Raw genomic sequence first — 22,169 nt, forward strand, 5'->3', positions numbered from 1 at the left:
GGAAAAATCCTAAATTGTGGAAAAATATTACGGTTTAATGTAATCTTCGTCGCTCACATTCATATCATCCTTGATGAAATCTGTAGTTTTCTTTAGTAACTTATCAAATAGCCCGCCACGTTTTGCTTTTTCCTTAGCTGCAATCGGTTTTTCGACAAAAACACCTGGCTGTTTCATTTCTTCCAATAATTCTTCGGCTTTTTGGATTCCTTTGATCAACAAACCAACACTGGTTGCATACATTGGACTTTTCAAATCGTCGTATATCGTTTTTGGCATATCTTCGTATTTAGACAAATGTTCGTTCGGATAACCCACACGACAGTCTAAACCGGTAACATATTCTACCAATTGATTTAAGTGTTTCAACAAAGCACCACCACCGGTGATCACCACACCACCGATTAATTTTTTCTCATATCCAGAAGATTTGATTTCGTAGTAAACGTGCTCAACTATTTCTTCCATACGGGCCTGGATTACATAAGCTAAGTTTTTAACTGAAATTTCTTTTGGTTCTCTACCACGTAGGCCTGGCACACAGATCATCTCGTTTTCTTTGTTTTCTTCAGCTAATGCCGAACCGAAACGAGTTTTTAGCAATTCTGCCTGGTTACGCATTACAGAGCAACCTTCTCTAATATCTTCGGTTACACTATTACCACCAAAAGGGATAACAGCTGTATGACGGATAATTCCTTCGTGGAAAATGGCAATATCTGTAGTACCACCACCAATATCAACCAAACAAACTCCAGCTTCTTTTTCTTCATCGCTCAACACCGACTCAGAAGAAGCAAGGGGCTCTAAAATTAATTCTTGGGTTTGCAAACCTGCATTGGTTACGCAACGCATAATGTTTTTTACCGCAGTTACCTGACCAGAGATGATGTGGAAATTCGCTTCTAAACGCACACCTGCCATACCAATCGGGTCTTTGATACCTGGCTCATTGTCAATGGTAAATTCTTGAGGCAATACATGAATGATCTCCTCTCCTGGAGGCATCACCAATTTGAACATATCGTCAACCAGTTTATCGATATCTTTCTTACTGATCTCGTTGTTCAGCTCTCTACGCGTTAAAATTCCACGATGTTGTAAGCTTTTGATATGCTGACCAGCAATACCTACATTAACTACACGAATTTCTACATTAGATTGGCTACTGGCCAATTCTACTGCAGCGGCAATACCTTGAACTGTTTTTTGGATGTTGGAAACCACCCCACGGGTTACCCCAGCAGATTCGGCTTTACCTATTCCTAAAACTTCAATTTTGTCGTGCTGTGTTCTGCGCCCCACAATAACACAAATCTTTGTTGTACCAATGTCTAATCCTACTACGATTGGAGACTGAATGGTAGATTTTTCTTTGCCCATAACTATACTATTTTGTTGAGTGTACTTTTATTTATTTTTCTTGGTGTCTGTTTTCTCTTTTGTTGTGGCAACCTGCTTGGGCTTTTCTTTATCCTTGCTTGTGGTTGCATTTGTTTTTGCCGGAGTTGTAGTACCTGATGGTTTTGCAGGGGCTTTTTCTCCAGTTTTCACCACATTTTTATCTGCAGGTTTAACAGTCGTCTTTTCGACTGGTTTAACCGTTTGTTTTTCTGTCGGTTTTTCTTTGGCAACAACTGGCTTAGTTTCTTTTGACACTACCTTTTTAGGTGCCGTAGCTTCGTCTGTTGCTTTTTTGATCTCTTCCTGTATAGCGGTCTTAACTACCGAATCAATGGTCTTTTTTGCGATAATCGCGCTATCACTAACTGTTGTGATTGCTGCCATTTTTTTCATGGCCAACGAATCATATTTTTCACATACAATCTGATTGGTATATTTCAGATTGATGGTTTTGTAGGCATTCCATCCCACCAATGGCATCGCTTGTTTATAAAATGCCAACAGGTTGTTCATTTTAGTTTCCAACGAATCGGCATTACCCAAAATAATACGTTGGTTTCCTACACGGGGCACCAATTCGATGTCTTGTTTTTCATTGACAAAGATCTGCTCGATCTGCGCATTCCATAAAGTATCTTTCTTCATAAACAATGCTGTTTTATACAGATCTGAGGCCAATGGTGTCAATAAAGTATCTACCCTACCGCCAAAGCTTTCTAAAATATTTCCAGTTGCCACCAAAACATTGGCTGTAAAATTTGGCGACATCGGCATTTTCAGACCATTGCTATCAATATAAAAATCTTGTCCACCTGCATTCAGTATCCTTAGTACGGGTTCACGTTGTTTCACTTCGATGTGCACAATGCCGTCCATATCTGCATAAACTTTTGCAAAGGCAATGTAAGGGTTGGCTTTGAGCGACTCTTCGATCTGATGGATGTTTATTCCTTGTAAGCTACGGCCAATCAATACGCCCTGATTTTCCTTCAAAATCTGATCCACTTCTTCTCTTTCGATAAAATTATCTGCTCCAGGTATCAATATCTCTACCTTGGTACATTTTACCTCTTTTTTTTTGATACCGATGAAACTCATCAATACCACCACCCCTGCCAGGCAAACAAGCCAGGCAAACCCTTTAAATATCGCTTTCCAGTTTATCCTTTTAAGCATGTTTCAAGGCATTTTTTAAAGGTTCTACCAAAGTATCAATATCGCCTGCTCCAACTGTCAAAAGTAGTTCAGGTTTTTTATTCTTTATGCGTTCTAACACCAAATCTTTTCCACATATTTCTTTATTTGTCAGTGTCATCTTATCCAACAACAATTGCGAATTGACCCCTTCAATAGGCAATTCTCTAGCTGGATAGATTTCCAACAACACAACTTCATCAGCAGTGCTTAAAACTTTTGCAAAATCATCTATAAAGTCTCTGGTTCTTGTAAACAGGTGTGGCTGAAAGATAACCGTCAATTTTTTATCCGGATGTAACTGTCTTACCGCATCAAAACAAGCCCTCAACTCTTCGGGATGATGTGCATAATCATCGATATAAATATGTTCTGATGTATTGACCAAAGTCTCAAATCTTCTTTTTACACCTTTAAATGAAGCCACTGCTTTTTTAATGCTCTGCGGATGGATACCCAAACTCAATGCTACCCCAATAGCGGCAACTGCATTTTCGACATTATGTTTACCCGGCATGGCTAGGTTCAGGTCTTTTATCGTAGTATAGCCATCTTCAAAATTGAAAACAAAATTTCCATTTTCTACATGGATATGATTAGCATGTAAAGCAGCATTTGGCGTTGAACCATAACTTATCCCGTTTAATGGCAATCCTTCTTTTACAAATAGTTTCCCATCGGCCTTTAACTGATCAGCAAATAAATAGAATGATTCGTGCAAATGGCGCTCATCACCATAAATGTCTAAATGATCGGCATCCATTGAAGTCACCACAGCTACATCAGGATGAAGTGTTAAAAAAGAACGGTCGTATTCATCTGCTTCTACCACTACCACATTGTTCTTACCGAACAATACATTGCTATTGTAATTGCTGGTAATACCGCCCAAAAAGGCAGTACAACCAAAACCTGTATCTGTTAAAATATGGGCAATCATTGATGAGGTTGTGGTTTTACCATGAGTACCTGCCACTGCCACACAGAACATCCCTTGACTAATGATGCCTAAAACCTCCGAGCGTTTCTTTAAGCTAAAGCCATTGCTTTTAAAATGGTTCAGAATGTTGGAGTTTTTAGGAATTGCAGGTGTATATACCACCAAAGTATCGGGATGGTTTTCTGCAAAACAAACTGGAACCACAGATTCTTCATCGAGATAAGATCAAAATCCCCTCATGCTCCAAGGCAATGGTCAAATTGGTACGGGTTTTATCATAGCCACAAACCACAATTCCACGTTTGGCAAAATAACGGGCAAGCGCACTCATACCGATACCACCGATACCTACAAAATACACTCTATTGATTTTACTTAACTCCATTTGTCTTTACTCTTTTATCTTTTTGCCAACTTTAAAACTTCTTCTGCAATCACTATGTCTGCATCTTGCAATGCCATTTTACCAATGTTTTCGCTCAATTTTTTACAACGCTCTTTATCTTTCAACAACTTTAAGGCTTCTGCTACCAAAGTATCTTCTGCAGAACGATCGTTCGATCAATATCGCTGCGTCATTTTTAACCAAGGCCATCGCATTTTTGGTCTGGTGGTCTTCTGCCACATTTGGCGACGGCACCAAGATCACCGGTTTTTCAATTAAACAAAGTTCTGCAATGGTACCCGCACCAGCTCTAGAGATGATCACATCTGCTGCAGCATAGGCCAGATCCATTTTATTCAAAAATTCTAACACCACAATATTCGGGTGATAGTTGGCTCCTAGTCTTTCTAAAATGCCTTTATAATAGAACTTACCGGTTTGCCAAATCACCTGCACATCTTGTGCTATGATTTCTGATAAGTGTTTTTCAATACTTTTATTTAAGGTTCCTGCGCCTAAACTTCCGCCAGTAACCAAAATGATCTTTTTTAAAGGATCGAGTTTCAACAGTTCTGCACCTGCATGATGTTTTCCCTCAATATCAACAATGTTTGTCCTTACCGGATTTCCTGTTTTTAATATCTTTTCTGCCGGAAAGAATTGTTCCATTCCATCAAAAGCGACACAGATCTTTGCTGCTTTTTTTCCCAACAATTTATTGGTAATACCCGCATAAGAGTTTTGCTCTTGGATCAGGTAAGGAATACCTTTCATCGATGCGGCATACAACAATGGTCCAGATGCATAACCTCCAACACCAACTACAGCATCAGGCTTAAAGTCTGAAATCAATTTCATCGCCTTGCGCACACTTGAAATTACTTTAAAAGGCAATCCAAGATTTTTTAAGATAGAACCCCTTTGGATCCCACTGATATTTAAACCCACAATCTTATACCCAGCGGCTGGAACTTTTTCCATTTCCATCCTTCCCTCTGCCCCAACAAAAAGAATTTCGCAGTTTGGCGAAATGCTTTTCAAGGCATTGGCTATGGCAACGGCGGGAAATATATGCCCGCCTGTGCCACCTCCAGATATGATAATTTTTGGGAAATTATTCATTTTCATTTAATTATTGAGTGAAAGAACTATTGAATGAGAGAATGGCCACATGATGTTTAACCCTATTCCTCTATTCAATAATTTCATCATTCTGTCATCCTATTTATTTATTATTACTTACTGTCTTTCTTGCCTTTGCCATAATTGCTAATATTTCATTTATTTCGCTCAATAGCTTATTCGCATCTTTATTATCTGTTATTTTCGCTTCTATTAAAATTTCTAACCAAAACGCTGTTTCATCTGCTTCCTCTACTACTATACTCAGTTTTGAATAGAACTCTGCTTTCGATCGACTTCTACATGCTGCTCTATAATTTGCGCCGACAGAAGAAGATGACCTCATAAATTGTCTTCCTATTATTTTTGCCTCTTCCGTTTTCGGCAGTGATTGATAAAATTTAATGGCCTCTAATACAAATACTTTTGTCCTATTCTTCAACGCTGTTATTAAGTCGACTTTTGTAGTTGTGCTATTCTCCATTATACTATCATTCAAAACTCAGTCACTCAAAATTCAATTTATGCCATCGCAGGAATTTCACCCACAATTACTTTTTCTTGTTTATTGCTACTATGTTCTTCTACATCCCTACTTACACTTAAAATAATGCCAAATGCAATGCTGGTAAAGATCATGGATGTACCCCCCATACTTACCAATGGCAGAGGAACCCCAGTTACCGGCCCTAAACCTACCGCAACCGCCATGTTGGCAAATGCCTGTATGGTTAAGCTGAAACTTAATCCTGCTGCCAGCAAAGCACCAAATGCCTTCGGACTTCGCGTTACGATCCGCACACATCGGTAAAGTAAAACCAGGTATAACACTACAATGGCTAAACCTCCAACTGTTCCATATTCTTCGATAATAATGGCAAAAATAAAATCAGAATATGGGTGAGGTAAGAAGTTACGCTCCGTGCTATTGCCCGGTCCTTTACCAAATAATCCGCCAGTTGCCAACGCAATCTTTGAATGGTCTGACTGGTATGTCTTATCAGAATGTTGTAATTCTGGATGCATAAATGCGTTGATACGAGATTTGTAAGTCTCCCTTCTAGGACCTAGAAAAATAACAAACATCAACAACACCACCCCACCTGCACAAACCACTAATATCTGTTTGATACTGATACGCCCGATGATCAACAATAAAATACTCACACCAAATAACATCAATGCGGTAGATAAGTTGGCTAAAGCAATTAAGATAAAGACCACACAAACAGAGCCCATAATAGGCAAAAATGCATTCTTTACGTCTTTAATATTTTCTTGTTTTTTGGTCAGCATCCTTGCCAAGAAAGTGATCAAGGCTAATTTGGCTAAATCGGATGTTTGAAAAGTTAAACCGATTACCGGTACCTGAACCCATCTTGCGGCACCATTGATCTGTCCGCCAAAAACCAAAGTATACAACAATAATGGCAAGGTAATGATCATCAAAATCTTAGAAATACCTGCATAATACTTATAATCGAGCAGGTGCGATATATAAATCATACCAATACCCAAGAATACAAATATCACATGTTTGAACAACAAATAGCGCTCTACAGAAATGCCTTTTTTATTGGCAATGGTTCCTGTAGCACTATATACTGCCATAATAGAAATCAAGGATAGCATGATAATGATCAGCCAAATCCATCGATCGCCTTTGGTCCTTTCTAAAATTGCATTGATATTGAACATAACTATAATTCTTTTACAGCTGCCTTAAATTGGTTACCTCTATCTTCGTAATTTTTAAACAGATCAAAACTTGCACAAGCTGGCGACAATAGCACTGTATTGCCCTTTTTGGCCAAGTGGTAAGCCACTTGCACAGCCTCAGCTGCAGAAAACGTGTTTACAATGATTTCTACATCGTCTTCAAAGGCTTCGTGGATACGTTTATTGTCTTTACCCATACACACAATGGCACGAACCTTACTTTTTACCAAGTCTTTAAGCATGCCATAGTCGTTGCCTTTATCAACACCACCCATGATCAGCACCACATCGGTATTTACACTTTCCAATGCATACCAAGTAGAATTTACGTTCGTTGCTTTAGAGTCGTTGATGTAGGTCACATCAGAGATCTTGGCCACAAACTCCAAACGGTGTTCGATGTTCTTAAAGTTACCCATGCTTTCGCGGATGGTTTCATTACGTAACTCTAATACTTTAGCTACTATGCCCGAGGCCATAGAGTTGTAAATGTTGTGCTTGCCTTGTAAAGCTAACTCTGAAATTGACATGGTTAATGGTTCTTTTAAGTGTGTGTTGATATGTATCGTATCGCCTTCTAAATAAGCTCCTGGTTCTATTTTTTTACGGATAGAAAAAGGATATTGTTTAGCATTGATCTTGGTTTTTCCTAATGATTTTTTGGTTTCTTCGTCATCAGCGCAATAGATGAAAACATCTGCTGCTGTCTGGTTCTGAGCAATGCGCATTTTTGATGCGGCATAATTGTCTAATTTATAATCGTAACGATCTAAATGGTCTGGGGTAATATTGAGCAAAACTGCGATATCTGCTTTAAAATCAAACATATCGTCTAACATAAAGCTGGATATTTCTAAAACATACCAGTCAAATTCTGCATTGCACACTTGAGCTGCAAAACTCTGTCCGATATTGCCACCAAGACCTACATTTAAACCTGCATTTTTTAAAATATGGTAAGTTAACATGGTGGTAGTCGATTTACCATTAGACCCAGTAATACAAATTGTTTTGGCCTTGGTATATCTTTTGGCAAACTCAATTTCTGAGATTACAGGGATGTTCTTTTCAACCAATGCTTTTACAATTGGGGCATTAGCTGGTATCCCTGGACTTTTAATCACTTCATTTGCATTGAGGATCAGCTCGTTGCTATGTTGTTTTTCTTCAAAAGAGATATTCAATTCTTGCAAAGCTGATTTATAGCGATCCGAAATGCCACCAAAATCCGATACAAAAACATCAAAACCATGTTTCTGTGCCAGCATTGCCGCACCCACTCCGCTTTCGCCTGCTCCAAGAACTACAATTCTCTTTGTTTCCATTTTAGCGTAGTTTTAAGGTTACGAAGGTGATAATTGCCAATAAAATACCGATGATCCAGAAACGGGTTACGATCTTCGCTTCATGGTATCCTTTTTTCTGGTAATGGTGGTGTAAAGGCGACATCAGAAAAATTCTTCTTCCCTCACCAAAACGTTTTTTGGTGTATTTGAAATAACTTACCTGAAGTGTAACCGATAAAACTTCTACCAAAAACACACCGCATAAAATTGGGATTAACAATTCTTTACGGATCATAATGGCAAAAACAGCGATGATACCACCAATGGTCAAACTTCCAGTATCTCCCATAAAAATTTGGGCTGGATAAGAGTTGTACCAAAGAAAACCCACACAGGCTCCAACAAAAGCACCTGCAAAAATGATCGAACTCTCCGGAGTTGGGGATGTACATGATATTCAAGTAATCGGCAATAACGGTATTACCTGATACATAGGCCAAAATACCCAAGGTAAAACCAATAATAGCTGAGGTGCCCGTGGCCAGCCCATCTATGCCATCGGTTAGGTTTGCCCCATTGGAAACTGCCGTCACAATAATGATTACAAATGCTAGAAATACAATGATGGCATATTTCTCATAATCCTGACCTAAAAACTTCAATACTTTCGAATAATCGAATTCGTTGTTTTTATAGAACGGCACGTTTGTTTTGGTCGATTTTACATCCTGTGTATAATAAAACCCTTGGTTTTTTTGACGTAATACCATTGGAGCGGCATTTTTAACAACAGTGGTTTCATCAACAGTTTGTCGTACCACAATGTTCGGATGATAGAACATGGTTAAACCTACAATAATGGCCAAACCTACTTGTCCAACAACTTTAAATTTACCTGCTAAACCTTCTTTGTTTTTTTTGAATACTTTGATATAATCATCCAAAAATCCGATTGCACCCATCCAAACCGTAGTGATGATCATAAGAATTACATACACATTGGTGATATTGGCAAACAACAAAGTTGGGATAAGGATACCCAACAAGATCATGATACCACCCATTGTTGGTGTACCTTGTTTTTGCATCTGTCCTTCTAAACCTAGGTTTCTTACGGTTTCTCCAACTTGTTTACGGTGTAGGTAATCAATGATCCTACGACCATAGACTGTAGTGATGATCAACGAGAAGATGATCGACAACGAAGCTCTGAAAGTAAGGTATTGGAACAACCTTAATCCAGGAAAATCATAATGCTTATGCAGATATTCGAATAATAAATATAACATTAGTTGATCAGGTTTAGTTGTTCGGTTAACACTTCTTTATCATCAAAATGATGTCTTACACCATTGATTTCTTGGTATTTTTCGTGGCCTTTGCCTGCAATGAGAATAATGTCGCCAGGCTTGGCAATATGGCAGGCAGTTTTGATCGCTTCTTTTCTATCGAGTATACTTAAGGTTTTACGTTGATTGGTAGGTGAAACTCCTTTTTCCATCTCCGTAATGATGGTCTGAGGATCTTCTGTTCTTGGATTATCAGAAGTCAGGATCACTTTATCGCTCCAATCGCAAGCCACCTGCGCCATGATCGGCCGTTTGGTTTTGTCTCTGTCGCCTCCACAACCAATTACAGTAATTACCTGTTCGGTACCTTTTCTAATGTTTGCGATGGTACTCAATACATTCTGCACGGCATCTGGTGTATGTGCATAATCAACAATCCCGATCACCCCTTGGGTCGAAACCATATAATCAAACCTGCCCTCGGCACCGGTTAAAGTACTGAGTATGGTTAATACTTCTAGTTTATCTTGGTCTAACAATAGCGCAGTGCCATAGGCAGCCAATAGGTTATAGGCATTAAATGAACCTACCATTTTAAAATAGACATCAACCTCATCAACAGTCAGGTTCAATCCGCTAAATTTATTTTCTATGATCTTACCCTTAAAATCTGCCATTTGTTTTAGGGCATAAGTTTTTTTGCTGGCTTTGGTATTCTGCAGCATCACCATTCCATTTTTATCATCCGCATTTGTTAAAGCGAATGCAGATTTTGGAAGACCATCAAAAAACTCCTTTTTTGCTTTCAGGTAATTATCGAAAGTGTGGTGAAAATCTAAATGGTCGTGGGTAATATTAGAAAATATCCCTCCGCTAAAGGTCAATCCCGCAATTCGGTGTTGTACCACGGCATGAGAACTTACTTCCATGAAACAATAGGTACAACCTGCATTGACCATGTCTTGCAATAAAGCATTTAAGGCAATTGGATTGGGTGTAGTATGTGTAGCAGGAACGATAGTATCATTGATATGGTTCTGAACGGTCGAAATCAACCCTACGCTATTCCCCAACTCGCGGAACAATTGAAATAAAAGGGTTGCAATGGTAGTTTTGCCATTAGTACCGGTAACGCCAACCAATTTTAATTTTGCAGATGGATTACCATAAAAATTACTGGCCACCTCACCTAAGGCAACAGCCGTGTTTTCTACTTCTACATAGGTAACAGATGGCTTTAATTCTGCTGGTAAAATCTCACAGATAATTACCGTTGCTCCTGCAGCTATAGTCTGTTCAATATATTGGTGTCCGTCAACCACAGTTCCTTTAATGGCGAAAAACAAGGTGCCTGCTTTTACCTCACGAGAATCAAAAGCCAATGCAGCAACCTCTTGATCAGGTTTACCCACCAAACTTTTAATCGCTACTCCATATAATAAATCCTGCAACTGCATCTTATCGTAATTCTAATTGTACCATTAAACCTTTAGCCACTCTATTCCCTGCTTGTATAGACTGGCTCATTACCTTTCCACTTCCTTTTACTTTGGCTTTTAAGCCCGCATTACCTATCAAATACATGGCATCTCTTAAGCCCATTCCACTTACATTAGGCATGATTCCTTTTACAGGAATATTTTCTTGGTAGGCCACTCCATTGCTCGTATCAACAGAATTGAAATAATCTGATTTCGCGGCGTAAAGTGCTTTGATGCCAAAGGCATTATATACTTGTTTGGTCGCTTTACTTTCTCCGGCTTTAGCTTCTGGCGCAACGGTGTTTCCAACCATATTTTGTTTTACACCACTATACATCCCGATATCACTTGCATAGATGCGATCTGCCACTTCTCTAAAAACAGGACCAGATACCGATGCACCATAATAGGCACCTTTGGACGATTGATCACCACGATCATTGAATATTTTGGTTTCTCTGCTGGAAAATAACCAACAAAAGAAGCTTGGTACTGTTTGTTCGCTTTGTAACCCAAATTACCATCGGCTACTTGCGCTGTACCCGTTTTACCTGCTATTTTATACAACGGATTATAAACAATCTGTTTTCCACTACCTTCGGTTACCACACCTTCCAGCATCGATTTGATTTTGCTCAAGGTTACATCAGAGCAGATTTTTTCTTTAATTACACGTGCCTTGAACTGCTCGACAGGATTACCCAATCTTCTGATTTCTTTTACAAAAAGTGGTGCAATATATTTTCCATTATTTGCTATCGCATTATAGAATGCCAACATTTTAAGTGGGGTCAACTGCATTTCATAACCATAGGCCATTTGTGGCAAAGTCAGGTTTTTGTTCCAACTTTTATTTGTTTTTGGACTTTTAACTACGGGCTGGGCTTCACCTGGAATTTGTATCTCCATTTTTTTGTTCAGTTGCCAATCATATAAATGGTCTGTAAACTTTGAAGGATCATCCCCATAATGCATATTGATCAACTTGGCAATAGCTGCATTGGATGAAGTTTCGAAAGCCTTTTTTGCAGTAACCGTAGCAATAACAGGATGAGAATCTGTAATCAGCTTACCAGGCACTTGATAATAACCAGTACCGATCATGGTATTGGTATCGATCATCTTATCTTCCAATAACGCCATATAAGAAGCCAGTTTAAATGTCGACCCTGGGTCTTGATTCCCAGCAATCGCATAATTGAACTCTTCTTTATATACACCTTCGCCAATTCTTGTATAATTGGCCACAGCTCTTATCTCACCAGTAGCCACCTCCATTACAATTACAGCCCCATGGTGTGCTTTGCTCAGTTCTAATTGTTTTTTGAGTGCATTCTGTGCCAGATCCTGCATGTTGATATCAATGGTAGAAATGATGTCTGCCCCATCTTTCGGAGCAATCTCTGCTTCATTGTTAACGGGAACCCAAACGCCGCCACTGATCCTTTGTTTGATCTGTTTACCGCTTTCACCATTAATGTAATCAACATAGGCCCCTTCTAATCCTACACCATTTTTAACATTTTCGTTTTTATAACCAATGGTCCTTGCTGCAAGGTCTTTAAATGGCAAAATCCTTTTGTTTTGTTGGATAGCCATTAAACCACCTGTATGTTTACCAATATTATACAATGGAAAGGTCCTCACTACTTTCAGGTCTTGATAAGAAACTTTTCGTTTGATCAATACATAACGCGAGCTATCCTGTCTGGCTTTTCTCAACAGGCGAGAGTAATCCTTGCTACTCTTATCTCCAAAAAACTGAGATAATTTCATGGCCAAAGAATCGACCTTAGCATTGAATATCTCATCTTTTTGAATACCACCAGCAAACATATCCATCCGCAATTCGTACTCAGGAATCGAGGTTGCCAATAAGCTACCATCCACAGAATAGATATTCCCTCTGGCCGCTTCAATATCGAACTCTTTGGTAGAAAGACTATCAGCCATAGCTTTCCATTTATGCCCTTGTATAAACTGCACATCTCCCAACCTCAACAATACAGCAAAGGCGAAAAGCACAATTAGCCCGAAGGCCAAGTATACACGCAATAAGATGTTTGCTCTAATGTTCATTGTTTACTACGATTTTTTTTGGTGGTTCAATTAGTTCTTTTATACCTAACGTATCTACCTTTTTGGCTACTTCTGTTAATTTGCTTTTAAACATCAAATCAGCCTTTAGCGATTTATATTCCCAACTCAACTCCTTCACCTCTTTATTTAATCCATCTATATTTCTGATATTTTTTTGCGCCATGTGGCTATTTGCGATATAGACCATCCCTAACACACACAAAAAAATCAAAAATGGCAGCATATCTGTTGCCGACTCCTTACTCACTACCCCCTCGGTAAACAACTTTCTAAAAAAAGCTGTCGTACTTCCTTCTTTAGCAGGCTCTTTCTGAACCTCTGGTTCTTCTTGCTCCAGCAATTCTTCTTCTTGCTCTTCTATCCTCTTTTTGAATTGGTTATTCATATCTTTTCTCCAATCCTCAATTTTGCACTTCTGGCACGGCTGTTTATCGCCAATTCCTCTTCATCAGCCACAATCGCCTTACGCGTGATGGACTTTAAAGGCTTTTCTTCATTACCGAAAAAATCCTTCTCTACCTCGCCCCTAAACTTTCCTTTAGCGATAAAATTTTTGACAGGTCGATCTTCTAATGAGTGATAAGACATTACCACCAAACGACCACCCTGTTTCAATACCGAAGCACTTTGTTCCAAAAAACTCTCCAACACTTCTATCTCCGCATTTACCTCAATACGCAAGGCCTGAAAAACCTGGGCCATGTATTTATTTTCTTTTCCCTTAGGGATGTGCGAAGCGATTACGCTTTTAAAATCGGCAAGCGTTGCAATTGGTTGATTGATCCGTGCAGTTACGATAGTTCTAGCCAAAGATTTTGCATTTTTCACCTCGCCGTAGATGCCGAATATCTTGTGCAGTTTATCCTCAGCGTAAGTATTTAACACCACTGCAGCAGTTAAGGGACGCTGTTTATCCATTCGCATATCAAGGCCAGCATCAAAACGGGTAGAGAAGCCCCTACTCGGCTCATTGAACTGATGCGACGAAACACCTAGATCGGCCAGAATACCATCTACATGCTTGTAACCCAATAAACGTAGGTTATTTTTAAGGAAACCAAAGTTTTGGTCTACAAAAATGAAACGTGGATCATCAATCTTATTGCGTTGCGCATCTGGATCTTGGTCAAAAGCGATGAGCACACCGTCTTTCCCTAAATTTTTCAAGATTTCTCTTGAATGGCCGCCGCCACCAAAAGTCACATCTACATATACACCAGAAGGCTTGATATTCAAACCTTCGATACATTCTTTTAACAATACAGGTACGTGGTAATTATTTTCCATCTTCAGCTCTCCTATCTTTACCACCCATTACTTCTTCTGCAAGGTTTGCAAAATTTTCAGGCTCGTTATCCAATAAACTATCATAAGCATCTTTGGCCCACAGTTCAATTTTATCAAACTGACAAGCCAAAACCACATCACCATTGATGCCCGCAAACTCCAATAATGACTTCGGCAACAACACCCTACCAGAGGCATCCAAAGTCAATTCTGTAGCACCTCTTGTAAAAAAGCGGATAAATTCTCTGGTTTTTTTCTCGTACTGGTTCAACTTACTCAACTCAGCCACAATGCCTTCCCAAACTTTTTTAGGATAAACAACTAGGTGTTTTTCAAAACCACGGTTAACCACCAAACCCTCTTGCTCAACATTGGGCAATTGTTTTTTTAGACTCGAAGGCACCATCAGGCGTCCCTTCGCATCTAACTTACAATCAAATTCTCCCAATAGTTGAATCATTTTACCACTTGCGCTTTTTATGTAGTGTAAAAATAAATACTTCTACCACAAATTACCACTTTCTACCACAAAAAGTTTTCAACATATTTAAAACTCCCACTTTGACTTAAATTTTGGCAATATTTCGGCTAAAAATGAACAAACAAAAAGCGGCCTGATAGAATTACATCCTATCAGGCCGCTTTACTTATTTCCGGTTCGTGTCGACACGAACCAGTATCATAAAATTTATCTAATCTTGAATGGCTTTTACACCTGGCAATTCTTTGCCCTCCATATATTCTAACAATGCTCCACCACCAGTAGATACATAGCTCACTTCATTTTCTAAGCCAAATTTCGCAATTGCCGCAGCAGAGTCACCACCTCCAATTAAAGAGAAAGCTCCAGTTTTGGTAGCTGCAACAACAGCCTCTGCAATGGCTTTTGTCCCTTGCTCAAAATTGGCCATTTCAAAAACACCCATAGGACCATTCCACAACAAGGTTTTAGAATTTTTGATGGTTTCGCTAAACAATTCGATTGTTTTTTGGCCAATATCCAGCCCCATCCAATTGGCAGGAATTTTTCCTGTATCTACTTGGTCTTTAGCCGCATCATTGTCAAATTTATCCGCAATCACCGTATCAACAGGCAAAATCAAGTTCACCCCTTTGGCTTTGGCTTTTTCAAGCAACTCCAAACAAAGCGCCATCCTATCTTCTTCCAATAATGAAGTACCAATTTCTCCGCCTTGTGCTTTTGCAAAGGTATAAGCCATTCCACCACCAATGATCAGGTTGTCTACTTTATCTAATAAACTTTCGATCAATAAGATTTTGTCAGACACTTTAGCTCCACCCATAATTGCTGTAAATGGTTTTGCAGCACCATGGTTAACTTTTTCTGCATTTTTCAATTCTTCGGCCATTAAATAACCAAAATATTTGGCGGTTGGAAAGAACTGCGCCACAATAGTAGTAGAGGCATGTGCACGGTGGGCTGTACCAAAAGCATCATTTACATACACATTGCCCAATTTGGCCAATTGTTCTGCAAAATGAACATCTCCTTTTTCTTCTTCAGGATGGAAACGTAAATTCTCCAACAACAGCACCTCACCAGGAAATAAGTTTTTTGCTTTGTTTTCGGCTTCCGCACCAATACAATCTTCAGCAAACTTCACATCCAAATCAAGCATCCTTGAAAGATCACCCAAAATGTGTTTTAAAGAATATTTAGCCTCCGGACCACCTTTTGGCCTACCCAAATGAGACATCAAAACCACCGAACCTCCATCGTTCAATATTTTATTGATTGTTGGCAATGCTGCACGCATCCTTTTGTCGTCGGTAATATTAAAATCTTTATCAAGGGGCACATTAAAATCCACCCTGATCAATGCTTTTTTATCTTTAAAGTTTAACTGGTCTATAGTCTTCATATCTTTTTTAAATTTAAAATCATTTCATAATGCGGTCCAATACCAGCTATCTCAAATTCGTTGGAAGCAAGCTCAAAGCCTAGTTTCTTATAAAACTCAATTGCCGACGATCTTGCATTACACCAAATGTATTCGGCATTGGTTTTACCAATATACTCAATGGCAAATTGAACCAATTTTGTACCGCAACCTTTTCCTTTAAACTGAGCATCGCTAGCCATTCCACGGAGTTGATAACCTAATTCTTTTCGGTCTGTATAATTTTTTGGAAAAAAAGAGCCGATACAGGCAATCTCCTCCTCCACATAAAAAGCCAAATGAAAGGCACCGTCTATTTGATCGGTTGGGAGCACACATTCTTTGAGCGGCTGTCCGTTTCTTAAAATTTTACTTCTGAGCGGCAAAGTAAGCTCAAATGGAATAAATTTAACCATTGGCAATTGCAATTTTTTCAACCAAATCTACTAATCTATTTGAATATCCCGACTCGTTATCATACCAACCTACTACTTTAACCAGATCTCCAACAATAGAGGTCAACTGGGCATCAAACACACAAGAGTGGGTGTTGTCAATGATATCGACAGAAACAATTGGATCTTCAGTATATTCAATGATAGATTTCAATTTGCTTGCTGCAGCTTGTTTAAATGCGATATTGATTTCATCAATAGTGGTTTTCTTTTTCAAGATACAGGTAAAATCTGTTAACGAACCGTTTAAAACAGGAACACGAATGCCAGCCCCACCTAATCTTCCATCTAAATGAGGAAATATATGCGTAATCGCTTTTGCAGCTCCCGTACTTGTTGGGATAATTGAAGAAGAAGCCGCTCTGGCCCTACGCAAATCATTGTGTGGCGCATCGTGCAGGTTTTGGTCGCCCGTCATTGAATGTACCGTTGTAATGTAACCTTCTTCTACTCCCCAATTGTCGTCTAAGATTTTAACCATTGGCGCCACATTATTTGTAGTACAAGATGCATTTGATAGAATTTCGGACTTTAAATCGATCTGATCATCATTTACACCAATTACCACCATTGGGATATCCTTATCACTTGCTGGGGCAGAAATCAAAACTTGTTTTGCACCAGCAGTTAAATGCAGGCTTGCATTGGCGCGATTGGTAAATTTACCAGTAGATTCAATCACTAGGTCAATATTGAGCATTGCCCAAGGCAGTTGACTAGGATTTGAAGAGTTATAGATCTTGATTTTTTTTCCATCGACGATCAAATAATCATCATCATAAGAAACTATTCCTTTATAAACCCCATGAACAGAATCGTATTTGAACAAGTGCGCCAAAGTAGCTGGCGCTGTTAGATGATTAATAGCGACCACATTGAGTTGACGTGCTATTGCTGTACGCAAAAAAGTACGTCCAATTCTGCCAAATCCATTTATTGCTAAATTCATGTAGCAAAACTACCTATATTCTTTTAAAGGAAATGCTGTTTTTTTGTCGTTTTTTTTAATTTATTCTGGAGCGTTTTCCACTATTAAGGGTATCCTTGAACACCACATCAGAGATGCGATAAGCAGGGTCTTCTCTTTTGCCAAGAATATAGGTTACATAAGCATTCACAATCACACAAGTACCTATCAATAAGGTTATTAAAAAGAAATTTCCCAAATTTTGCATTGCAACAGCAAAGAAAATCATCAAGATGTTAAAAACCCCGAGTGTAATTACGATTTGATAGGAATTAAAACCTAAACGTTGCAAGCGATGATGGATGTGGTTACGATCCCCTTTAAATGGAGATTGACGGTGCAGGTACCGGATAAAAAATATCCGTAGCGAATCAAATATTGGAATTAATAATACTGCTACTGCAATTGATGGGGCAGAATAAAAATATGGGGAAGGAAAAGAGCCAACTTTATTAAGTTCAATAAATTTTATGGCCAATACTACAGACACCAGGCCTATGATCAAGGCCCCGGTATCTCCCATAAATATCTTTGCGGGTGTATAGTTAAAAACCAAAAACCCACATATTGCGCCAAACATGGCAAAAGCAATGAAAGCATAAGGCAATGCTTCTGCCAAGGCAAAAAATATCCCAAAACTTAGTGTAGCAATTGCACCCAATGTACCAGCCAGGCCATCAACGCCATCAATCAGGTTAAAGGCATTATTTACAAAAATGATCACGACAATAGAGAACAAGCTACCCCAGAGCATGTTAACTTCCCACAAGAAAAACACGCCGTACATGCTACTGAGCCTAAACCCACCCAAAACAACCAAAATCAACGAAACCACCAGTTGCAACAGAAATTTTGTACCTGGAGAAACGCCATACAGGTCGTCTTTTAAACCTAGACCAAAAAGAATGATGCAAGAAGTAATCAAAAAATTAGCTTGTTGATAGCTAACGGTGGTGGCAAATAATAGAATGGTAATGGTAAAACTACAGAAAATGGCAACACCACCTAACCTTGAAATATTGATGCGGTGCGATTTTCGGTGACTATCTGAATGATCAAACAGGCGATACTTTATTGCTGTTTGTATAATAGAAGGAATCCCGGCTACCGATAAGAAAAACGCCAAGCCAACAATTGCTATATAATAAATCAGGTGCCAAGGTAGAATGCCCACAATAAAATGTTTAGTTTGTACTCAAAAATAGTATTAAAATTTACAGATTGTTAATTAAATTAATTTTAATGCAAAAACTGCCTTAATTTGCTTATTTTCTTTAATAGTAAAGTAAATAATGGAAAAGGAAGATGGTTGGCTTTAAGCGCTTTAAGATCATTGACCAAGGCATGATATCGATGTTTCATCGAAGCGTTGCTCATCCCTCCAATCCTCATGTTCACAATCAACTGGTCCAGAAATACCGCTTTGACCTGACATTGATACAAAAACCTAAGCATCAACTCATAATCAGCAGCCGTTCCAAAATCTAAAGAATAATAGCCAAATTTTTTAAAAAGCTCCTTTTTCAAGTAAAGTGTAGGATGCGCTGGCATCCATCCCATTTTAATATCATTCAATGTAAAAGGTTTAGACACCCATTTTCTTACAATTGCATTGCCACGATTTGGATCGATGTAATTCAAATTCCCATACACTCCATCCACACCATGTTTTTCGAATTGTACCGCGATTCTGCCAATCACGTCAGGAGATGCCAACATATCATCAGCATTTAAGATACCTATGATTTCTCCTGTAGCCATATCAATTCCCTTATTCAAGGCATCGTACATCCCTTTATCTTTTCCGGATACAAATTGAGAGATATTAGCGCTATATTTCTCTATAATGGAAAGTGTTGAATCGGTAGATGCACCATCAATCACGATGTATTCCAAATCCTGATAAGTCTGACCGATTACAGATTCGATGCAATCAGCCAAATATTTTTCTCCATTGTAAACTACAGTAATCAAACTTACCTTCATTGCGACACTACCATTGGCTAATTGTTGTACACCTTAATTAAAAATCTTTTAAATATAAGTAAAGCTAAAATATACCCACTATCAACAGCCAATCAAAAGATTAAATTCTTTTACTGATCGACCACCACACCTAAACCCCCAACCAGAAGCAATAATGCCCAGGTATAATCATCAAGTGGGCAATCATAAGTAAGTGTATAGGCAATGGTTTGTCCAAGGTTTTTAACCTCTCCACCAGAAACATAGGTTATCCCTTGTATGGCACATTGCGCTCCATAGGTTGGATTATTGGCAAAATATGGACAATTGTTATAACTTGTATACCAGGAATTTAAAAAGTCTTTTTTAGGCGTGGTATAAGTTGGAAATTCTGGCACATACCATTGGCTAACTGGATAAGGCTGTACCCCATTGTAACCGGTATAAAGAAAATCGTCATTTCCAAGTCTACAACCCGTAACTGTTTCGGCAAAGCAATTATAGGAGCTCAACAAAAGGGCAAAAGAAATTACAATAGATTTTATAACCCTCATATACGGTTGCTTGTTCAGATAAAATCGCAATTGATATGCCAACAATATTTAATTATAAATTAAAATAATAATTTAAAATTTCACTTTAAGGAAAATTTAGAAAGCAAAATTATTGTTGTATGTAATAAGGGGTTAGATACAGTTAACAAATATAGGTTTTGTAGGGCATCAAAATGAAATTAAGACCCTATTAATTTTCTACCTAAATAAATTTAGTGAAATGGGGTATAGTACTAAGCTAAACTATACTTTCTCATGGTATAGAACCCAAATGCACCGACAGCTAATAAAGCCACCCAGATATAATCATCTAAAGGTAATTCGGCGGGTGGCACTGAACATTTGCCAGGCTTATTGTAGGTATAAGAAACATAATCACCTTCTCTAATTACAGAGCCACCTAATGATGTCGCAATTACGCAACCACCAGATGTAGTTGATGTAATTTCATTTTCTGCAGGAATTGGCACATTTTCACTCCCATTCCAATATGAACTGGCAGGATAGATATTGATATAACCACAGCGATAGCCTTGGTATTGATTATGTCCTGATCCATAGTAAATCGGGATATATGTATTAGTCCCATAAAATCTTTTACTTGGGTTGCTGGGATGGTATGGAGAAGCATCGCCTAGGTAATCTAGATATACTTTATCATCAACTCTACAGCCGGTACCAGACGTCTGAGCAAAAGTGCTTAAAGGCATTAAAATAAAAAGTAGGAGTTTCAAAAATTTCACTTAAGTATCTTGCTAATTTACAATATGCTTAAGGCAACATGGATGCCATCAAAGCTTAAAAATATTAAAGTTATGTCATAATCAAACATTTACAACATGTTTAAATGCTTAAACAGCTATATAACATGAAAATTACCTAAACATACTTTCAATGGATAAAAACGAATCAATCGCTCAACAGTTATTTTGTGGATATTTGGGCAATAAATTACACACATGTCCAAAAACAACCCCGTCTATAATTTCATTGAAAAAGAAGCTCATAAAAAGCAAAGCTTGTTTTCGGTCTATACTCAACAAAGAAAAGACTACAATTTTAACCACAAGTTAAATCAATATTGTAGTTGACACATGAAATCATATTGAACATCAAAAATGGCATAGACCTATACCATTTCAAAAAAGAGACTAGCCGAAACACTAGTCAACCTCTATAAATACATGGCTAATTTAGCCGAAGATCAATCCTTTTCGGATTGCAAATACACCAAGCCCTGCTATTGCCACCAAGATAAAACCCACATAATCGTCAATTGGACAAGCCATATAGTAATACTCTTGACCACTCTGGTAATACCAACCATTGCTATCCGGCCTTGTTGTACACTGTCTACATTGAGTTTTAGACCTTATCCTACAAGCTCCGTTATAAGTTGGATTACAGTATATCCCAACACCAGTTTCATAAACAACAGGTGTTGTTTCGTAGGTAGTTCCGTAAGCATTACCTGTATAAAGGTAACCCGTATCATCAGAAACACATCCAGAGGCAGTCCAGGTTGCGGAACTCTTGAAACTTAGTAGACAAAAAAAGACGATCAGTACAGCCCCTTTTAACTTTAGCATATTATAATTCTTAATATTTCTTACCCTTATTCAACTAACATGCCCAATAGGTAATTTGCCGCGAAAATAAAAAAGAAAATCCAAAATACACGCTAATCATTGCTGCTATTGATATTTCCTTAAATGACATTTATTTTCTTTATAAAAAATATTTCAAAAGCAAATCTAATTTGGGGAATATTTTACACATACTACCATCAAATGAGGAAATATATACCCATTTTCACGAGTAGTTAAAAACTTCCTTCTAAATTTTAGGACTATTATTTTAATGCATCAATATCTTTAATTGAAACGCAATAACCCTGTAAAAATGCATCAAGGCATAACTGTTAAAAAGATGCCATACGCAACAGAAAACTCTGTAATTAAAAATTATCCACAATGAAGAATTAACCAACATTCCATTCCTCTATAAAAAAGATATACAACTCACTATCAATCGCTTAAAAACATCGTTAAAACACCAAAACTAATATTTCACAAAAGATTAAAATCTAACTTTTTTAATTACCATATTTTCAGCACCTT

Annotated in this window: 19 protein-coding genes and 3 pseudogenes; all 22 read right to left on the reverse strand. The window is 38.2% G+C overall.

What is annotated here, in order from left to right:
- Positions 1–27: 27 nt before the first annotated feature.
- Entirely contained in the window at positions 28–1,383 is a 1,356-nt protein-coding gene (ftsA, locus tag ACFJIZ_RS10755; RefSeq protein ID WP_379093462.1) for a cell division protein FtsA, read from the reverse strand.
- A 27-nt stretch (positions 1,384–1,410) separates the two neighbouring features.
- The gene (locus ACFJIZ_RS10760) at positions 1,411–2,580 is read right to left on the reverse strand and encodes a cell division protein FtsQ (protein ID WP_379093465.1); all 1,170 of its coding nucleotides are present in this window, start codon (positions 2,578–2,580) and stop codon (positions 1,411–1,413) included.
- Positions 2,573–3,742 carry a UDP-N-acetylmuramate--L-alanine ligase gene (murC, locus tag ACFJIZ_RS10765; protein ID WP_379093468.1) on the reverse strand — a complete coding sequence of 390 codons (1,170 nt, stop codon included), beginning with the start codon at positions 3,740–3,742 and terminating at the stop codon, positions 2,573–2,575. The genes ACFJIZ_RS10760 and murC overlap by 8 nt, the downstream gene beginning before the upstream one ends.
- A gap of 7 nt (positions 3,743–3,749) precedes the next feature.
- Complete coding sequence (locus ACFJIZ_RS10770) at positions 3,750–3,923, reverse strand: Mur ligase domain-containing protein (RefSeq protein ID WP_379093471.1); 174 nt, start codon at positions 3,921–3,923, stop codon at positions 3,750–3,752.
- A gap of 14 nt (positions 3,924–3,937) precedes the next feature.
- Positions 3,938–5,045: pseudogene (gene murG, locus ACFJIZ_RS10775) on the reverse strand (undecaprenyldiphospho-muramoylpentapeptide beta-N-acetylglucosaminyltransferase).
- 103 nt (positions 5,046–5,148) lie between these two features.
- Positions 5,149–5,529, reverse strand: coding sequence for a four helix bundle protein (locus tag ACFJIZ_RS10780; RefSeq protein ID WP_379093474.1), 381 nt, complete (start codon positions 5,527–5,529; stop codon positions 5,149–5,151).
- Between the two features lie 38 nt (positions 5,530–5,567).
- The gene (locus tag ACFJIZ_RS10785; RefSeq protein ID WP_379093477.1) at positions 5,568–6,743 is read right to left on the reverse strand and encodes an FtsW/RodA/SpoVE family cell cycle protein; all 1,176 of its coding nucleotides are present in this window, start codon (positions 6,741–6,743) and stop codon (positions 5,568–5,570) included.
- Between the two features lie 2 nt (positions 6,744–6,745).
- Positions 6,746–8,089, reverse strand: coding sequence for a UDP-N-acetylmuramoyl-L-alanine--D-glutamate ligase (gene murD, locus ACFJIZ_RS10790; protein ID WP_379093480.1), 1,344 nt, complete (start codon positions 8,087–8,089; stop codon positions 6,746–6,748).
- A 1-nt stretch (position 8,090) separates the two neighbouring features.
- Positions 8,091–9,339 (reverse strand): annotated as a pseudogene (mraY, locus tag ACFJIZ_RS10795) (phospho-N-acetylmuramoyl-pentapeptide-transferase).
- On the reverse strand, positions 9,339–10,796 hold the full coding sequence (locus tag ACFJIZ_RS10800) for a UDP-N-acetylmuramoyl-L-alanyl-D-glutamate--2,6-diaminopimelate ligase (RefSeq protein ID WP_379093483.1): 1,458 nt from the start codon (positions 10,794–10,796) through the stop codon (positions 9,339–9,341). Before ACFJIZ_RS10800 ends, mraY begins: the two are co-directional and overlap by 1 nt.
- 1 nt (position 10,797) lies before the next feature.
- Positions 10,798–12,899 (reverse strand): annotated as a pseudogene (locus tag ACFJIZ_RS10805) (penicillin-binding protein).
- On the reverse strand, positions 12,889–13,305 hold the full coding sequence (locus ACFJIZ_RS10810; RefSeq protein WP_379093486.1) for an FtsL-like putative cell division protein: 417 nt from the start codon (positions 13,303–13,305) through the stop codon (positions 12,889–12,891). Before ACFJIZ_RS10810 ends, ACFJIZ_RS10805 begins: the two are co-directional and overlap by 11 nt.
- The gene (rsmH, locus tag ACFJIZ_RS10815) at positions 13,302–14,207 is read right to left on the reverse strand and encodes a 16S rRNA (cytosine(1402)-N(4))-methyltransferase RsmH (protein WP_379093489.1); all 906 of its coding nucleotides are present in this window, start codon (positions 14,205–14,207) and stop codon (positions 13,302–13,304) included. The genes ACFJIZ_RS10810 and rsmH overlap by 4 nt, the downstream gene beginning before the upstream one ends.
- Positions 14,197–14,667, reverse strand: a complete 471-nt coding sequence (gene mraZ, locus ACFJIZ_RS10820) for a division/cell wall cluster transcriptional repressor MraZ (RefSeq protein ID WP_379093492.1) — start codon at positions 14,665–14,667, stop codon at positions 14,197–14,199. The genes rsmH and mraZ overlap by 11 nt, the downstream gene beginning before the upstream one ends.
- Positions 14,668–14,899: 232 nt before the next feature.
- On the reverse strand, positions 14,900–16,090 hold the full coding sequence (locus tag ACFJIZ_RS10825) for a phosphoglycerate kinase (RefSeq protein ID WP_379093495.1): 1,191 nt from the start codon (positions 16,088–16,090) through the stop codon (positions 14,900–14,902).
- Complete coding sequence (locus ACFJIZ_RS10830) at positions 16,087–16,545, reverse strand: GNAT family N-acetyltransferase (protein ID WP_379093498.1); 459 nt, start codon at positions 16,543–16,545, stop codon at positions 16,087–16,089. The genes ACFJIZ_RS10825 and ACFJIZ_RS10830 overlap by 4 nt, the downstream gene beginning before the upstream one ends.
- The gene (gene gap / locus ACFJIZ_RS10835; protein ID WP_379093501.1) at positions 16,517–17,512 is read right to left on the reverse strand and encodes a type I glyceraldehyde-3-phosphate dehydrogenase; all 996 of its coding nucleotides are present in this window, start codon (positions 17,510–17,512) and stop codon (positions 16,517–16,519) included. The genes ACFJIZ_RS10830 and gap overlap by 29 nt, the downstream gene beginning before the upstream one ends.
- A gap of 55 nt (positions 17,513–17,567) precedes the next feature.
- The gene (locus ACFJIZ_RS10840; RefSeq protein ID WP_379093504.1) at positions 17,568–18,704 is read right to left on the reverse strand and encodes an MraY family glycosyltransferase; all 1,137 of its coding nucleotides are present in this window, start codon (positions 18,702–18,704) and stop codon (positions 17,568–17,570) included.
- A 65-nt stretch (positions 18,705–18,769) separates the two neighbouring features.
- The gene (locus ACFJIZ_RS10845; RefSeq protein WP_379093507.1) at positions 18,770–19,516 is read right to left on the reverse strand and encodes a glycosyltransferase family 2 protein; all 747 of its coding nucleotides are present in this window, start codon (positions 19,514–19,516) and stop codon (positions 18,770–18,772) included.
- Between the two features lie 110 nt (positions 19,517–19,626).
- A complete protein-coding gene (locus tag ACFJIZ_RS10850) occupies positions 19,627–20,049 on the reverse strand; it encodes a hypothetical protein (RefSeq protein WP_379093510.1) in 423 nt (140 codons plus the stop codon).
- A gap of 233 nt (positions 20,050–20,282) precedes the next feature.
- Positions 20,283–20,783 carry a hypothetical protein gene (locus ACFJIZ_RS10855; RefSeq protein ID WP_379093513.1) on the reverse strand — a complete coding sequence of 167 codons (501 nt, stop codon included), beginning with the start codon at positions 20,781–20,783 and terminating at the stop codon, positions 20,283–20,285.
- A gap of 459 nt (positions 20,784–21,242) precedes the next feature.
- The gene (locus ACFJIZ_RS10860) at positions 21,243–21,638 is read right to left on the reverse strand and encodes a hypothetical protein (RefSeq protein ID WP_379093516.1); all 396 of its coding nucleotides are present in this window, start codon (positions 21,636–21,638) and stop codon (positions 21,243–21,245) included.
- Positions 21,639–22,169: the final 531 nt, after the last annotated feature.

The sequence above is a fragment of the Pedobacter sp. UC225_65 genome (assembly GCF_042698365.1).
In the GTDB taxonomy this organism is placed as follows: Bacteria; Bacteroidota; Bacteroidia; order Sphingobacteriales; family Sphingobacteriaceae; genus Pedobacter.

Excerpts from the sequence above, each read along its gene's own strand:
- ACFJIZ_RS10825 (WP_379093495.1), bottom strand. The coding sequence starts at position 16,090 with ATGAAGACTATAGACCAGTTAAACTTTAAAGATAAAAAAGCATTGATC.
- ACFJIZ_RS10780 (WP_379093474.1), bottom strand. The coding sequence starts at position 5,529 with ATGGAGAATAGCACAACTACAAAAGTCGACTTAATAACAGCGTTGAAG.
- ACFJIZ_RS10845 (WP_379093507.1), bottom strand. The coding sequence starts at position 19,516 with ATGAAGGTAAGTTTGATTACTGTAGTTTACAATGGAGAAAAATATTTG.
- ACFJIZ_RS10860 (WP_379093516.1), bottom strand. The coding sequence starts at position 21,638 with ATGCTAAAGTTAAAAGGGGCTGTACTGATCGTCTTTTTTTGTCTACTA.
- gap (WP_379093501.1), bottom strand. The coding sequence starts at position 17,512 with ATGAATTTAGCAATAAATGGATTTGGCAGAATTGGACGTACTTTTTTG.
- ftsA (WP_379093462.1), bottom strand. The coding sequence starts at position 1,383 with ATGGGCAAAGAAAAATCTACCATTCAGTCTCCAATCGTAGTAGGATTA.
- rsmH (WP_379093489.1), bottom strand. The coding sequence starts at position 14,207 with ATGGAAAATAATTACCACGTACCTGTATTGTTAAAAGAATGTATCGAA.
- ACFJIZ_RS10785 (WP_379093477.1), bottom strand. The coding sequence starts at position 6,743 with ATGTTCAATATCAATGCAATTTTAGAAAGGACCAAAGGCGATCGATGG.
- ACFJIZ_RS10770 (WP_379093471.1), bottom strand. The coding sequence starts at position 3,923 with ATGGAGTTAAGTAAAATCAATAGAGTGTATTTTGTAGGTATCGGTGGT.
- ACFJIZ_RS10800 (WP_379093483.1), bottom strand. The coding sequence starts at position 10,796 with ATGCAGTTGCAGGATTTATTATATGGAGTAGCGATTAAAAGTTTGGTG.
- ACFJIZ_RS10760 (WP_379093465.1), bottom strand. The coding sequence starts at position 2,580 with ATGCTTAAAAGGATAAACTGGAAAGCGATATTTAAAGGGTTTGCCTGG.
- murD (WP_379093480.1), bottom strand. The coding sequence starts at position 8,089 with ATGGAAACAAAGAGAATTGTAGTTCTTGGAGCAGGCGAAAGCGGAGTG.
- mraZ (WP_379093492.1), bottom strand. The coding sequence starts at position 14,667 with ATGATTCAACTATTGGGAGAATTTGATTGTAAGTTAGATGCGAAGGGA.
- ACFJIZ_RS10810 (WP_379093486.1), bottom strand. The coding sequence starts at position 13,305 with ATGAATAACCAATTCAAAAAGAGGATAGAAGAGCAAGAAGAAGAATTG.
- ACFJIZ_RS10850 (WP_379093510.1), bottom strand. The coding sequence starts at position 20,049 with ATGAGGGTTATAAAATCTATTGTAATTTCTTTTGCCCTTTTGTTGAGC.